Origin of the sequence: Bradyrhizobium tropiciagri, assembly GCF_018130545.1 — a bacterium.
Taxonomy (GTDB): Bacteria; Pseudomonadota; Alphaproteobacteria; order Rhizobiales; family Xanthobacteraceae; genus Bradyrhizobium; species Bradyrhizobium tropiciagri_A.
The window spans coordinates 77,609-92,007 of the sequence record NZ_JAFCKF010000001.1 but is presented as its reverse complement, the minus strand read 5'-3'; the positions used below and the strand labels follow the sequence as shown (position 1 = coordinate 92,007).

General features: G+C 65.6%; 12 protein-coding genes. 6 read left to right on the top strand and 6 right to left on the bottom strand.

Going from position 1 to position 14,399, the window contains the following annotated elements; translation table 11 throughout:
• Window positions 1-50: 50 nt before the first annotated feature.
• The 4 genes from JQ616_RS00435 to JQ616_RS00420 all read right to left on the bottom strand — a co-directional run bounded on the left by JQ616_RS00435 (window position 51) and on the right by JQ616_RS00420 (window position 2,980).
• The gene (locus JQ616_RS00435) at window positions 51-263 is read right to left on the bottom strand and encodes a hypothetical protein (protein WP_212011402.1); all 213 of its coding nucleotides are present in this window, start codon (window positions 261-263) and stop codon (window positions 51-53) included.
• Between the two features lie 339 nt (window positions 264-602).
• A complete protein-coding gene (locus tag JQ616_RS00430) occupies window positions 603-977 on the bottom strand; it encodes a response regulator transcription factor (protein ID WP_212011401.1) in 375 nt (124 codons plus the stop codon).
• Window positions 974-1,840: a S1C family serine protease gene (locus tag JQ616_RS00425; RefSeq protein WP_212011400.1), complete on the bottom strand. Its 867-nt coding sequence runs from the start codon at window positions 1,838-1,840 to the stop codon at window positions 974-976. The genes JQ616_RS00430 and JQ616_RS00425 overlap by 4 nt, the downstream gene beginning before the upstream one ends.
• 96 nt (window positions 1,841-1,936) lie before the next feature.
• A complete protein-coding gene (locus tag JQ616_RS00420) occupies window positions 1,937-2,980 on the bottom strand; it encodes an AraC family transcriptional regulator (RefSeq protein WP_212011398.1) in 1,044 nt (347 codons plus the stop codon).
• Between the two features lie 250 nt (window positions 2,981-3,230).
• Here JQ616_RS00420 and JQ616_RS00415 point away from each other — a divergent pair, with 250 nt between their 5' ends.
• Entirely contained in the window at window positions 3,231-3,680 is a 450-nt protein-coding gene (locus JQ616_RS00415; protein WP_212011396.1) for a cupin domain-containing protein, read from the top strand.
• Between the two features lie 120 nt (window positions 3,681-3,800).
• Window positions 3,801-5,294: a flavin-containing monooxygenase gene (locus tag JQ616_RS00410; RefSeq protein WP_212011394.1), complete on the top strand. Its 1,494-nt coding sequence runs from the start codon at window positions 3,801-3,803 to the stop codon at window positions 5,292-5,294.
• Here the strand turns inward: JQ616_RS00410 and JQ616_RS00405 are convergent.
• Entirely contained in the window at window positions 5,291-6,016 is a 726-nt protein-coding gene (locus JQ616_RS00405; RefSeq protein ID WP_212011393.1) for an alpha/beta hydrolase, read from the bottom strand. The genes JQ616_RS00410 and JQ616_RS00405 overlap by 4 nt on opposite strands.
• A 154-nt stretch (window positions 6,017-6,170) precedes the next feature.
• On the opposite strand from JQ616_RS00405, the gene JQ616_RS00400 reads away from it, so the two are divergent.
• Together JQ616_RS00400 and JQ616_RS00395 are read left to right on the top strand one after the other, a co-directional pair.
• Window positions 6,171-7,151, top strand: a complete 981-nt coding sequence (locus JQ616_RS00400; protein WP_212011392.1) for a helix-turn-helix domain-containing protein — start codon at window positions 6,171-6,173, stop codon at window positions 7,149-7,151.
• A gap of 20 nt (window positions 7,152-7,171) precedes the next feature.
• Complete coding sequence (locus JQ616_RS00395) at window positions 7,172-8,239, top strand: maleylacetate reductase (RefSeq protein WP_212011391.1); 1,068 nt, start codon at window positions 7,172-7,174, stop codon at window positions 8,237-8,239.
• Window position 8,240: 1 nt separating this feature from the next.
• Here the strand turns inward: JQ616_RS00395 and JQ616_RS00390 are convergent, their stop codons facing one another.
• Window positions 8,241-9,695 (bottom strand): GH1 family beta-glucosidase, encoded by a 1,455-nt coding sequence (locus tag JQ616_RS00390; protein ID WP_212011390.1) that lies wholly within the window; start codon window positions 9,693-9,695, stop codon window positions 8,241-8,243.
• Between the two features lie 248 nt (window positions 9,696-9,943).
• On the opposite strand from JQ616_RS00390, the gene JQ616_RS00385 reads away from it, so the two are divergent.
• Together JQ616_RS00385 and JQ616_RS00380 are read left to right on the top strand one after the other, a co-directional pair.
• The gene (locus tag JQ616_RS00385) at window positions 9,944-12,610 is read left to right on the top strand and encodes a M1 family metallopeptidase (RefSeq protein ID WP_212011389.1); all 2,667 of its coding nucleotides are present in this window, start codon (window positions 9,944-9,946) and stop codon (window positions 12,608-12,610) included.
• Between the two features lie 78 nt (window positions 12,611-12,688).
• Window positions 12,689-14,341: an acetolactate synthase large subunit gene (locus JQ616_RS00380; RefSeq protein WP_212011388.1), complete on the top strand. Its 1,653-nt coding sequence runs from the start codon at window positions 12,689-12,691 to the stop codon at window positions 14,339-14,341.
• The last annotated feature ends 58 nt before the right edge of the window (window positions 14,342-14,399 follow it).

The following is a 14,399-nucleotide window of genomic DNA, read 5'->3' as shown; positions in this document are numbered from 1 at the left end:
AAGGCAGCACCTGCTCCGTCGGCGAACTGCGCTGCGCCTCAGTGTGCGCTTCAATCAGGCGCTTTCGGCTTGGTCCGTCCCGCGCGCTTCAATTCGCGATCGATCAGCGTGCAGACCCGGCGCTGCGCCAGCAGGTCGAGCCGCGCGCGCGTGACCCCTTGCCTGGCCTTGCCGTCGATCTCGAACGACCAACTCCAGAGCTCGGGTTCGGTGTTGGTGAGCGTGTAGTCAATGTCCCGGTGACGATAGATCAGCTTCTTCATGCCGTTTCTTTTTGTGAGCTGAGCTTGCATAACCAGATCGGCAACGCGTCAATATCCGGTCGACTACTTACGCATTTGGTCTAAGCCTGGTTCGCATGGCGGAATTATCGCAAAGCTCGCGCAGATCATGTCGCGGGAATGCGAGCTGTGCTCACACATGGTGCCACACACTCACTGTCGTCCCGGGCTTGACCCGGGAGCCATAACCACGGGGTGCAGTTGTTGTGCGACGCTGTGGCCCCAGCGAATTCCGCTACACAAGGCGGTGGTTATGGGTCCCTGCTTTCGCAGGGACGACGGGTGGAGAGACCTCCGTGCACCGTCAACGGCGTCCACCTCTCACAAATTGATCACCCCGCGCCGCGCCGCATGCGCGACAGCGTCGGTGCGGCCGGTGGCGTCGAGCTTGTCGAGCAGAGAGCCGACGTGAAACTTGGCGGTGTGGACGGAAATCCCGAGCCGCTGCGCGATCATCTTGTTGGATGCGCCTTCGGCCAGCAGCGCCAGCACGTCGAGCTCGCGCGGCGTCAGCTCGAAGTCGCTGTTACTGGCTGCCTCGCGGTTGCGCGCGACGATCGCAGCGGTCGCCCGCTCGCCCGGCGCGGCAAGCCGCAGGCCGGCGACGCTGCCGAGCAGGGTCGCCAGCCGGTCGGCCAGCACGGGATCGTCGATCTCGAGCGCAATCACGATATCGGAGGCAGGCTCATCACTCACGTTTCAGGCCTCTCACCGACCGTGACCTTGACGTTCAACGGTTCGCCGCCGCGATGCACCGTCAGCTCGACGACACTGCCGACACTCTGCGGCCCGAGGCCGCGCGACAGCGCCCGCACGCCCGACAGTTTCTCGCCGTTGACGGCAACGATCACGTCGCCCTGGCGGATGCCGGCGGCAGCCGACGGGCCGGCCTTGTCGACATTCATCACCATCGCGCCGAGACCGTCGTCGAGACGGACCGGCTGCAGCCCGACGCCGAGATATCCGCGCGCGATACGGCCGCTCTTTTCGAGCTGGGCCGCGACCCGCTCGATGGTGGCGGATGGAATCGTCAGTACGCGGCGCGGGCCGAGCACGGCCATGCCGAACGGCTCACCCGCTGCATTCAGCGCCAGCCCGCCCTGCTGGCTGTGCCGCAGCCCGACGTCGAGCTCGATCCGCGCGTCGATCTCGCCACCGCGCAGGCTGCGCCAGCCAGGCCCCGACAACGCGACCATGCCGAGCCGCGCGCTCGCCGCGCCGCGGTCGGCCGCGACGATCACCGCGAGCGATCCCAGCGGCGGGATGTCGGTTGACAGCTTGACCGGCGCGACATCGCCATCGGCGCGCAACAAGGCGACGTCGGTGGTGTGGTCGCGTCCGGCGACGGTCGCTGCCTTGCGGCTTCCGTCGGCGAACTGGATTTCGATCTCGCCCTCGTCGGCGAGCGCTTCGTCGGCGGTTACGATCAGGCCTGACTTCCAGACAAAGCCGGAGGCGCGGGCGCGATGCGAATGCACGGCGACGATCGCAGGCGCAGTGCGCGCGATGGTCTCCGCAAGGGCTGATGACAGCGAGGAAAGGATATTCGGTTCGGTCATGGGAAACTCCGTTGGCTTCCCTCAATCTGGGATCTGGCGGCCGGTCGCGAAACTGGCCGGATGGGCAGGGCCGGACGTGCCGATCGGAACTGCCGCTCAGCTCAGCCGGTGCAGGGTCGCCTTCGGGCTCTCGCCGAACTTGGCACGGTAGGCGCTTGCCATCCGGCTCAGATGGGTGAAGCCGAGGTCGAAGGCGATATCGACGATGCGTTCGCCCGGTCGCGCCGTCTTGAGGCGGGCGTTGAGATGGGCGAGGCGGATGTCGAGCAACATCTCGGAGACGGTGGTGCCGAAGTGGCGGCGGAAACCGAGTTGCAGCGCGCGGACGCCGGTGCCTGCGATCTCGGCAAGCTCGGCGAGATCCAGCGGTTCGGTCGCGCGGCTCTCCAGATAGGCGCGTACGCGCTTCAGCGCCGCCGGCTGGGCCTCGGTGCGGCCGTTGAACACATCGATCGTTGCGCTCAGGCTGTGCCGCTGCTCGTTGAGCAAGGTGTTGAGAAGCGTCTCGCGCCAGTCCGCCGCTGCCACCGCGGACAGCGTGCGGTGCGGCCCGAGCTGCTCGGCCGTCGTCACGAGATGTTCGATCCTGGCCGAGAACGTTTGCCCGAGCGGCCCGTTCAGCGCGACGGCCGGATCGAACTCGACCGGCCGCACCGCCACGCCGCCAAGCGCCGCGGCGCGATGCTCGACCAGCTTGCGGTCGAGCAGAATGATGAGCTGGGCGCAGTCATCGCGCCAGGTCATCTCGGTTGGAATCGTCGGCGATAACAACGACGCGCAGTGTTGCGGCCCGGTGGTGAGCTCGCGCGCGGCGGTCCGCACCGAGGCCGAGCCGGACAGCGGCATCTGCAACAGGAAGAAGCGGTCGAGACAACCGGGATTGATCGCGACCGATCCGCCATAGGCGACATAGTTGACGGAGAAGCCGTCGAAGTCAGCGCAATTGTGGTGCGCGGAGAAATCGCGATCCGAATGATCGACCGGCGTCAGGTCGTGCGGACAGAAGATGCGGCCGATCGCTTCAGCCGCGTCGTCGACGCGTGCGGTTGCGACGCGCGCGAAATCCTTCAGCCTCGCCCGCGCAGGATTTGTCCTTGCAGGATTTGTCCTTGCCGAAACCTCGTTGCCAACAGCAGTCACGCCGGCCGTCCGAGTTGTTTGAGGTCTAAAATATCGGCCAGCCTAATCCATTCGCCGGCAAAGGGGAACGCTGTTTTGTCGCGCAAACTGCCTGATCGGCGCGCAGACGGATGCGGCCGCCTTGGGCAGAAAACGCTCCCGCATTGCAGCATGAACGTGCCGACTGCGGATTCGTTTAGCGGCTAGACAGCCCCAGCGGCTGGCGACAGGCTCCGTGTCCGCAATACGCATCAACACTGGAGAGGCTGACATGGGCACGCTCGAGAAAGGCATTACCCGCACCGGCACCGGCTACGGCGGCAAGACTTGGAATATCCTCGGCCAAGTCTATTACCCGAAGGCGGTCACCGACTCGACCTTCGCGTTCGAGACCAACAGCGATCCCGGCCAGTTCGTGCCGGTGCACATCCATCCGACCCAGGACGAGTTCATCCTGGTCCAGGAAGGCGTGCTCGACCTCAAGCTCGACGGCGTCTGGGTGCAGGCCAAGGCCGGTGACCTGGTGCGCATGCCGCGTGGCATTCCGCATGGCTATTTCAACAAGTCGGACAAGCCGGCACGGGCGCTGTTCTGGGTGTCGCCGATGGCGAAGCTCGAGGCGCTGTTCGAGAAGCTGCACAATTTGACGGACCCTGCCGAGGTGGTGCGGATCTCCGCCGAGCACGAGGTGGATTTTCTGCCGCCGGACGCCAACGACTAGGCCGGCGACTAACAGACACAGCGCATGCGAGACGGCAATCGCCGGAGCTGGCTCCGGCGATGACGGGGACGCGTGCGCCTCAGGGAAATCGGATCGGTTCATTCATCGCGGAGACGTTTCATGGTCAAGCAGAAGCATGTGTGCGTCATCGGCGCCGGCATTTCAGGGCTCGCCGCGGGCAAGGCCTTTACCGGTCGCGGTCACCGGGTGACGATCATCGAGCGCAGCGGCGATCTCGGCGGGGTCTGGGAGCCGGCGCGGTCCTATCCTGATGTCCAGACCCAGAGCCCGAAGGAGCTCTATCGCTACACCGACAAGGCGATGCCGGAATCCTATCCGGAATGGCCGAAGGGTCCGCAGGTTCATGCTTACTTGCGCGACTATGCCCGCAGCCATGGGCTCGAGGGCGTAATGCGGTTCAACACCCAAGTGGAAGGCATGCAGCGTCGTGCCGATGGCAGACCGGGCTGGACGCTCGCGCTGCGCTCGACCGATGGCGCCACCGGTCATGAGGATTTCGACTTCGTCGCGGTCTGCACCGGGCAATTCAACGAACCGCAGTCGCTGCCGCTGGCCGGCGAGGACGGCTTCAAGGCGCAGGGTGGCCAGATCCTGCACTCGTCGCAATATGGCGATCCTGGTCTTGCCAAGGGCCGCAAGGTCGTGGTGCTCGGCGGCTCCAAATCGGCGACCGATATCGCGGTGAACGCGGTCAATTCCGGGGCCAGCGAAGTCACCATCGTGTTTCGCGAGCCGGTGTGGCGGATTCCCTATTTCATCGGCGGCCTCGTCAACTTCAAGCGCATCCTCTACATCCGCGCCCAGGAGCAGATGTTCGCGAGTTGGGGCATCGGGCCGATGGCGCGCCTTGCGCACGCCGTCGCAAAGCCGTTCGTGTGGGCGAACTGGCGCGGGCTCGAGAGCATGCTGAAGATGCAGCTCAAGCTGAAGCAATGCGGCATGGTGCCGAAGGAGCGGATCGAGGACGGCGTCAATTGCTCGGTGCCGATCGCGACCCCCGGCTTCTATCCGATGGTCGCCGACGGCCGGATCAAGGCCGTGCTCGGCACTTTCGATCACTATGACGGCAAGACCATCGTGATGCGAGGCGGCCAGCGCGTTGCGGCCGACGTCGCGGTGCTCGCGATCGGCTACAAGCTCGGGGTGCCGTTCCTGCCCGCGGAGTATCAGAAGAAGCTGGTCGAGCCCGACGGGCAGTACCGGCTCTACCGGCTGATCGCCAATCCCGATCTGCCGGACATGGGCTTTGTCGGCTTCAATTCGAGCTTCTGCACCGTGCTGTGCGCGGATCTCGCTGCGAACTGGCTGGTGCGCTATGCCGACGGCCAGCTTGCGCGGCAGCCGAGCGCGGCCGAGATGAACGACAACATCGCGATGATGCTGAACTTCAGGCGGGTCGAGCGACCGGCGGCGGGCGTCTATGGCGGGCTGTGCGTCGCGCCCTACCACTTCAAGCATTTCGACGAGCTGCTGGCGGACATCGGCACCAAGGCGTCGCGCCGCAACCCGCTCGTCGAAAAGTTCACGCCGCCGGACGCGGACGCCTATGCGCGCTTCCTGGCGACCGCGCCCGTGTACAGGGCGGTCGCCTAATCGCGGCCGGCGTCGAGAAAAGCCTTTGCTAAGCGTTCCGGGTTTGAGAAGCACAGCTCGTGGCTGCCCGGCACCTGGACCAGGCGGAACAGCCCGAGCTTCTCCGACAGCCGCGGATGCCAGGGCAGGCTGTGCGGCATCGCGGTGTCCTCCGTGCAGTTGACGTAGGACTTCGCAATCTGCATCTCGGCTGGATTGGTCCGCAGCACGATCTTGTCCTCGAATGTCTTCAGCGGGTGCGGATTGAGTACGTCATAGGCGCGCTGCGCCGTCTCGAGGTCGGCATCATTGATGAAGGCCTCGCGCCAGATCGGGAACGGCAGGACCACCGAGCCGTCGCCGCGCTCGGCATGGATCGCGTCGAACAGGCCGCGATAGTGCGGCGGCACCATGTCGTTGAGGCACTCGCCATTGTTCGGCACGAACGCGTTCCAGTAAACGAGGCGGCGGATGCGGTTGGCCGCGGCGTCCGCAACGCCTGTGATGACCATGCCGCCATAGCTGTGGCCGACCAGCACGACGTCCTTCAGATCGTGCTCGCTAAGATAATCCACGATCGACTGGATCGCCTCGGCAAGGCCGGAGTCCTTCCTGTCGCCGGGCCGGTTACCCCGGATGGTCGGGGTGTGGACGACATGGCCGGCCTTGCGGATCGCAGCCGCAACCGGTTCGAATTCGGCGCCGGTATGCCAGGCGCCATGGACGAGAACATAGGTCGACATGTTGTACCTCCCTGTCTGCTTTGGTCGGATCGATCGCCCGGGTTCGGACGGCCCGGGATACGCTCAAGTTTCAAGCGCTTCCTGATGGATATTGACCCGGACCCCGGGAACGCGCTTGGCTGTAACCGAACCGGACTGGACTCGGAGTGAACTGATGCAGCAAATCGCCGCCGCGGATCGCTCGCGCAAGCTGAGCTGGAATACCGCGGACACCAGGCCGGGCGAGCAGTTCGCCTATTATCGTGAGGCGATCTGCCAGGCCTTCATGAACCTGACGCCGGAGCCGCCGGCGACGTCGGGCTTCCTCGCCCGGGTCGAGACCGTTGGCCTCGGCGACGGTGCGGTCAACAGGGTCAGCTTCCCGGAGCACGTCGTGCGGCGCTCGACCGCAGACATCGCCGCGTCCAGCCGGCGCTGCTACTACCTCAATCTCAAGCTTGCCGGCCGCTGCCGCATCCAGCAGGCCGGGCGCGAGATCAGCCTGTCGCCGGGGCAGGTTGGAATCTTCGACAGCGGACAGCGCTTCTCGCTGCTGCACGACCGCGGCCCCGCGCTCCAGGTCGCTTCGTTCTGGGTGCCGGCGGAGGCGCTGGATGCGCGGCTGCCCACGGCGCCCGACGTCGCTCCGGCACGGGTGTCCGATGATCCCCTCGTCGGCCATCTGATCGCCGAGACGGCGCAGGTGCTGAACACCTCGGCGCCCCGGGCGTCTGATGCGGACAATGCCCGGCTGTTCGGCGTGCTGCTCGATCTGGTCGCGCTCAGCCTGTCGCGGAGCGGTCGCGAAGGCGCAGCCGAAAGCGCTGGTCTTGCGGACGCGACCTGGCTGGCGCTGCGCCGCGCCGTGGACCGCAGGCTGCGCGAGCCCGGGCTCAGTGTTGCCGCCATCGCCGCCGCGATCGGCATCAGCGAGCGCTACGTCCACAAATTATTCGAGCGCGCCGGCGCGACGTTCGCCAGCTATCTGATGGACCGTCGGCTTGATGGTGCCGCGCGCGATCTGAAGGATCCCGCGAGCACCGGACGTGCGATCGGCGACGTCGCGTTCGACTGGGGCTTCTCCGATCTGTCGCACTTCACCCGACGCTTCCGGCATCGCTTCGGCTGCACGCCGCGCGATTGGCGCCGCGGCTGATCAACGTTTCGGAAATGCCCATGGCGCAGTCCTTCACCTATCAAGTCAGCCCGATGCGGGTCGTGTTCGGGACTGGCACCGTCGCGCAATTGGCGGATGAGCTCGGTCGGCTCGGCATCACCCGCGCGCTGGTGCTGGCGAGCCGGCGACAGCAGGCCGAGCTCGGCGATCTCGCAGCCTTGACCGCCGGCCGCATGGCCGGCGTGTTCGATGGCGCTGTCGTGCACACGCCGGTTGCGGTGACTGAACGCGCGATGCAGGTGGTCGGCGAGCTGAAGCCCGACGGCGTGGTCGCGATCGGCGCGGGCGCCGCGACTGGATTGAGCAAGGCGATCGCGCTGCGTACCGATCTGCCGCAGCTGATCGTGCCGACCAGCTATGCCGGCTCCGAGATGACGCCGGTGCTCGGCGAGACCGTCGACGGCGTCAAGACCACGCAGTCGTCGCCGAAGATCTTGCCGGAGGCTGTGATCTACGACGCCAACCTGACGCTCTCGATGCCGGCAAAGTTCTCTGCGATATCCGGCCTCAACGCGATCGCGCACGCGGCCGAGGCGCTGTATGCGCGCGACGGCAATCCGATCACCTCGCTGATGGCGGAGGAGGCGATCGCGAAGCTCGCCTCATCGTTGCCGGACGTCATCGCGCGGCCGGGCGATCTCGACGCGCGCTCCGGCGCGCTCTACGGCGCATGGCTGTGCGCGGTCTGCCTCGGCACCGTCGGCATGGCGCTGCATCACAAGCTCTGCCACACCGTCGGCGCGCTGTTCGACCTGCCGCATGCCGAAACCCATGCGGTGCTGCTGCCGCACACCATCGCCTACAACACGCCGGCCGCGCGCGAGGCCATCGGCCGCGCCGCACGGGCGCTCGGCGCATCTGACGCGGCCGATGGCCTGTTCGATCTGTCGGCCAAGCTCGGTGCGCCGCGCTCGCTCGCCGAGATCGGCATGCCCGAGGACGGCATCGCAAAGGCGGCTGCGCTCGCCACTAAAAATCCCTACTGGAATCCGCGGCCGATCGAAGAGCGCGGCGTCAGCGACCTGCTGCGGCGAGCGTGGTCCGGAGCGCGGCCGCAGGCCGGATAGATCATACCCCAACCGCGTTACGTGCGATCACGTCGCGGTAGAATGCGGCGCTCAATTTCGGCACGCGGGTCTGGGTCTCGAAGTCGACGCGGTAGAGACCAAAACGCTTCTCGTAACCGAAGATCCATTCGAAATTGTCCATCAGGCTCCACAGGAAATAGCCGTGGATCGGGACACCGTCGGCGGTCGCCCGCTGCACCTGCGCGAGGTAATTGCGCAGGAACATGATGCGGTCGAGATCGTAGATCTGCCCGTCCGGCTGCACCTTGTCCTCGCCGGAGGTGCCGTTCTCGCTGATATAGATGCTCTTGATGTTCCAGAGCTTGGCCGCGATCCGCGGCGCCCAGTAGATCGTCTCCGGCGCGATCCGCAGCCAATCCGAATTCATGTGCGGGAACGAGGCCGGCATCGGCAGCGGCTTCCAGCCGGGGGCGCTGTCGGTGGCAAGGACATAGCAGTGCGGCGCGTAGATGTTCAGCCCGACGAAATCGTTGGGCTGCGCGATGATCTTCAGCTCCTCGGCGGTGAATTTGGGCGCGTCGGCGCCGGCATATTGCAGGAAAGCTTCGGTGTACTTGCCTTCGAGGAGGACACCGAGGAAGCCGGCATTAAGCTCGCGCGTTGCGATCTCGGTGGCGCGGATGTTCTCCGGCGTGTTGACGGCAGGAACGCAGGCAGTGATGTTCTCCGCCGGGCCGACCCGCGTGCCGGCGCGGCCCTTGGCGCGGATCGCCTGCACCGCAAGCCCATGCGCCAGCGCGACGTGGTGGCGCGCCTGGTTCACCTCGGCGGGCGGCAGTTTCAGCCCCGGCGCGTCAACGCCGAGCGCATAGCCGAAGGGCAGGAAACGCCCGACCTCGTTGAGGGTGAAGATGTTCTTGACCCGGTCGGTCAATCGCTGTGCCACATAACCCGCATAGTCGCCGAACGCCTTCGACGTGTCGCGCGAGCGCCAGCCGCCGACCCGGTCCTGCAATGCCTGAGGCAGGTCCCAGTGATAGAGCGTGGCGTAGGGCTCGATGCCGTTCGCCAGCAGCTCGTCGACCAGGCGGTTGTAGAAGTCGAGGCCCTTTGGATTCGGCGTGCCGGTGCCGTCGGGAAACACCCGCGACCAGGCAATGGAAAACCGATACGCCTTGGTGCCGAGCTCCTTGATGAGCCGGACATCCTCCTTGTAGCGGTGATAATGGTCGTTGGCGCGGTCGCCGGTCGAGCCGTCCTCGATCTTGCCCGATGTATGGGTGAAGGTGTCCCAGATCGATGGCCCCCGGCCGTCCTCATTGACCGCGCCCTCGACCTGGTAGGACGAGGTCGCGGTGCCCCAGACGAATCCCGCGGGAAAGTTCGCGCCATCCGGCCGCGGGGCCCGGTTCGCTGCCTCGGCAGGGGCCGACAGGCCGAGCGCCGAGAGCCCTGCAAGGCCCGCAAATTGCCGGCGCGAGAATTTTCCGAACATTGCTATCTCCCGTCGCCGGTCGTTGCGGCTGGAATGCCAGCCCACAGGTTAGCCTTGCACCGCGCCGTCGAGCAACAAGGGCCGGCGGCAGCAGTGTGGTGCGTGCGTGTCCATCGATGCAAGCAGCTGCGATGTCAGATGTCGGCGGAGTTGGCAGTTTTGTGGCGACATTTTCTCTACTAGATTGTCTGCTAGGCCCTTCCGCAATGACATCCGAAAATCCCTGCGATCCCCGTGAGCCGCGCGCGATGAACAAGCCTGCAACCCGTGTCCAACCCACGCTGCTGCGTCGTCTTGCCACGGCAATCGCATTGCTGCTGATGACGGCCGCCGCGGCGCAGGCCGAGCAGACATTTTCGTTCGACAGCACGCCCGGGAAGCTGCCGAAGACGGTCATCCCGCTGAGTTACGCGATCGAGCTGACGCCCGATCTCACCAGCCTCGCTTTGCCAGGTGTCGAGACCATCGACATCGAGGTGCGCGAAGCCACCGCGCAGGTGACGCTGAATGCGATCAATACGACCTTCACCGAAGCCACGATCGACGACGGCGCCCAGCGCGCGGAGGTCGTGACCGACGCCGCCGCGCAGACCGCGACGCTGACCTTCGGCAAGCCGCTTGCGGTCGGCCGGCACAAGCTCCGCATCGCCTTCACGGCGCAGATCAACAAATTCGGCACTGGCCTGTTCTCGGTCGATTATCCGACCGCGGGCGGAATCAAGCGGCTGATCTCCAGCAAGCTGGAGCCGGCCGATGCAAGGCGGATCTTTCCGTGCTGGGACGAGCCGTCATTCAAGGCGAGTTTTGCGCTGACCGTCGTGATCCCGCGCAATCTGCTCGCGGTCGGCAATATGCCCGTCACGAGCGAGCAGCCGGTCGGTGGCGATCTCAAGAAGGTTGCGTTCGCGCCGACGCCGAAGATGTCGAGCTATCTGTTTGTGCTCACGGTCGGCGAACTCGAACGGATCACGGCCGATGCCGGCGGCGTCACCGTCGGCGTGGTGACGACGGAGGGCAAGAGCGGGCAGGGCCGCTTCGCGCTCGACAGCGCGGTGAAGCTGCTCGGCTATTACAACGACTATTTCGGCGTGAAATATCCGCTGCCGAAGCTCGACCTGATCGCCGTTCCCGGCGGGTTCGGCGGTGCGATGGAGAACTGGGGCGGCATCACCTTCTTCGAGAGCCGGCTGCTGTTCGATCCCGCGACCAACGCCGAGACCGCCAAGCGCGGAATCTTTGCCATCATCGCGCACGAGATGGCGCATATGTGGTTCGGCGATCTCGTCACCATGGCGTGGTGGGACAATCTCTGGCTCAACGAGGGCTTTGCCAGCTGGATGGCAACCAAGGCCTCGGAGCAGTTCTATCCGCAATGGCAGAACTGGCTGAACGGCTACGGCGCCAAGCAGTTTGCCATGGCGCTCGATGCACGCCGCACCTCGCATCCGGTCCAGCAGCCGATTGCCGATCACAGCGAGGCTGTCACGGCGTTCGACGCCATCACCTACAACAAGGGTCAGGCGCTGATCCGGATGCTCGAGACCTATCTCGGCGAACAGCCGTTCCGCGACGGCATCCGCAAATACATGGCCGCACATGCCTACAGCAATTCCACCACGGCCGATCTCTGGCAGGCGCTCGAGAGCGCGGGCGGCAAGCCGATCACCGGCATCGCCGCCTCCTTCACCGAGCAGGATGGTGTGCCGCTGATCCTGGCCGAGACGGCTTGCGATGGCACAGCACAGCGCCTGACATTGCGGCAGGACCGCTTCGTGATCGCGCCCGCCAACGATCCGTCGCTGCCGGCGCACAGCTGGCAGATTCCGGTCGCGGTCGGGCCGGCGCATGGCAAGCCGTTCGACGAGATGTTGCTGAAGGGCAGCGCCGATATCCCGGCGGGCGCATGCGGCGACGCGATCAAGGTCAATCTCGGCGACGTCGGCTATTACAGGGTCGAATACGGCCTGAAGAACCGTGCGGCACTGCTGAATGCCTTCCCGCAAATGGAGGTTATTGACCGGCTCAATGTCGTCACCGACAGCTGGGCGCTGGTGCAGGCCGGCCGCGCCGAGCCGCCATCCTATCTGGCGCTGCTCGACGCGCTCGATGCCGGTGACCATCGCGCGGTGTGGGACCAGGTGATCTCGACATTTGCCACGCTCAACCGCCTGTCGCGCGACCGCGCCGAGCGGCCGGTGATCCAGGCCTATGCCCGCGCCAAGCTGCGCCCGGTGTTCGATCGGATCGGATGGGAAGGGCCCGGTCCCGCTGACGACGACACTGCGCTGCTGCGTGCAAGCCTGATTTCGACGCTTGGCGATCTCGGTGACGCAGACATTGTGGCGGAGGCGAAGCGGCGCTTTGCGACATTCGTCGATGATCCCAATTCGCTGCCGACCACGCTGCGCGACGCCGTCACCCATGTCGTTGGCGTTACCGCCGATCGCAAAACCTATGATCAGCTGCTGGCGCTCGCGCGCAAGAGCGCGGCGACCAATGAGCGGCTGCGCTACTATTTCGCTGCGGCCAGTGCTCGCGATCCCGAACTGGCGCGTGCGACGCTGGCCTTGACGCTAACCAGCGAATTGCCCGACACGATCGTGACCGGGATGATCAACGCGGTCGCATCTTCGGGCGAACAGCCGCAGCTCGCCTGGGACTTCGTCCGCGCCAATTTCGATACATTGCTGGCAAGGCAGGGGCCGAACTTCCGCGATCAGTTCGTGCCGAACTTCATGACCAATTTTACCGATGAGGCCCACGCGGCGGAACTGGCCGCGTTTGCCCCGTCGCAATCGACCAGCGGCGGGCGCGTGATGGTGGCGCGCGCCGTGCAGGCGATCGCCATCTCGGCCGATCTCTCCACGCGCGTGCTGCCCGCCGCTGACGCCTGGATCAGGGCGCATAAGCCGTGAGCTCGCGAGGGAGTTTCCGGCGGCGCGCGATGCGGCTATGCTCCGTGCGCGGCATGCAATCAACGAAGTGAGGCTGACATGGTCAAAGGTTCCGATTTGCTGGTCGCGGCGCTCGAGAATGAGGGCGTGGAGCGGGTGTTCGGCGTCCCCGGCGAGGAGAATCTCGACGTCGTCGAGAGCCTGCGCAAATCCTCGATCAAGCTGATCGTGACCCGCCACGAGCAGGCCGCGGCCTTCATGGCGGCAACCTATGGCCGGCTGACCGGAAAGCCCGGCGTGTGCATCACGACGCTCGGTCCCGGCGCACTCAATTTGACCACTGGCGCCGCCTATGCGCTGCTCGGCGCGATGCCCATGGTGATGCTCACCGGCCAGAAGGGCATCCTGAGCAGTCGGCAGGCCAAGTTCCAGATCGTCGACATCGTCAACACTTTCCGTCCGCTGACCAAGTTGTCGCTGCAAATCGTCAGCGGCGCCACCATCCCGACGCTGGTCCGCGACGCCTTCCGGATTGCAACCCAGGAACGGCCGGGACCGGTGCTGCTCGAACTGCCGGAGGACATCGCCGGCGACGAGACCGCACCGGTCGAGCTGGTGCATCCGCATCCGATCGAGATTCCGATCGCGCATGCGGCGGCGCTCGACCGTGCCGCCGACCTGATCCTGAAGGCGCAGCGTCCGCTGATCATGCTCGGCGCGGCAGCCTCGCGCCCGCGCTCGACCGCCGGGATCGGCGATTTCGTGCGCCGGACCAAGATCCCGTTCTTCACCACGCAGATGGGCAAGGGCACGGTGTCGGGCGGCACCAATCAGTACATGGGGACCGCCGCGCTGAGCGAGCGCGACTATGTGCATGAGGCGATCGACCGCGCCGACCTGATCATCGCGATTGGCCACGACACGATCGAGAAGCCGCCCTTCATCATGGGTCCGAAGGGTCCGCAGGTGATCCATGTCAGCTACATGCCGGCGAATGTCGAGCAGGTCTATTTCCCGCAAGTTGAGGTAATCGGCGATGTCGGGCCGAGCCTCGAACTGCTCGCTGATCGGGTCGAGGGCAAGCTGCCACGTGCCAGCGCACTGCTCAGCCTGCGCGAGAGCATCCTGGCCAAGATCACCGATCGCGCCACCGAGGGCCGCTGGCCGCCGACGCCGCAGCGCATCGTGCATGATGTGCGGCAAGTCATCCCCGAGGACGGCATCGTCGCGCTCGACAACGGCATGTACAAGATCTGGTTCGCGCGCAACTACCGCACGCTGCTCGCGAACTCGCTGCTGCTCGACAATGCGCTCGCGACCATGGGCGCCGGTCTGCCGTCGGCGATGATGGCGGCGATGCTGTATCCGAAGACCCGCGTGCTCGCGGTCTGCGGCGATGGCGGCTTCATGATGAATTCGCAGGAGCTCGAGACCGCGGTCCGCCTCAAGCTCAATCTGGTGATCCTGATCCTGGAGGATTCCGCCTACGGCATGATCCGCTGGAAGCAGGCGGTCGACAACTTCCCGGATTTCGGCCTGACTTTCGGCAATCCGGATTTCGTCAAATACGCCGAAAGCTACGGCGCCAAGGGTTCGCGGATCGAGAGCACGGAAGCGATCGTTCCGACGCTCGAGCGGGCGTTCTCCGGCGGCGGCGTGCATCTCGTCGTGGTGCCGATCGATTATACCGAGAACAAGCGGGTGCTGGTCGACGAGCTGCGCGAGAAGGTGCAGCAGATCGACGTCGAATAGTGGCGGATTGCCGCTGACGGTACGGAACGAAAAGCGCTCGGCTTGATTGAACGTAAGC

Bases quoted from the DNA above. Each gene is read 5' to 3' on its own strand.
- JQ616_RS00415 (WP_212011396.1), top strand. From the start codon at position 3,231: ATGGGCACGCTCGAGAAAGGCATTACCCGCACCGGCACCGGCTACGGC.
- JQ616_RS00400 (WP_212011392.1), top strand. From the start codon at position 6,171: ATGCAGCAAATCGCCGCCGCGGATCGCTCGCGCAAGCTGAGCTGGAAT.
- JQ616_RS00385 (WP_212011389.1), top strand. From the start codon at position 9,944: ATGAACAAGCCTGCAACCCGTGTCCAACCCACGCTGCTGCGTCGTCTT.
- JQ616_RS00410 (WP_212011394.1), top strand. From the start codon at position 3,801: ATGGTCAAGCAGAAGCATGTGTGCGTCATCGGCGCCGGCATTTCAGGG.
- JQ616_RS00425 (WP_212011400.1), bottom strand. From the start codon at position 1,840: ATGACCGAACCGAATATCCTTTCCTCGCTGTCATCAGCCCTTGCGGAG.
- JQ616_RS00395 (WP_212011391.1), top strand. From the start codon at position 7,172: ATGGCGCAGTCCTTCACCTATCAAGTCAGCCCGATGCGGGTCGTGTTC.
- JQ616_RS00380 (WP_212011388.1), top strand. From the start codon at position 12,689: ATGGTCAAAGGTTCCGATTTGCTGGTCGCGGCGCTCGAGAATGAGGGC.
- JQ616_RS00390 (WP_212011390.1), bottom strand. From the start codon at position 9,695: ATGTTCGGAAAATTCTCGCGCCGGCAATTTGCGGGCCTTGCAGGGCTC.
- JQ616_RS00405 (WP_212011393.1), bottom strand. From the start codon at position 6,016: ATGTCGACCTATGTTCTCGTCCATGGCGCCTGGCATACCGGCGCCGAA.
- JQ616_RS00435 (WP_212011402.1), bottom strand. From the start codon at position 263: ATGAAGAAGCTGATCTATCGTCACCGGGACATTGACTACACGCTCACC.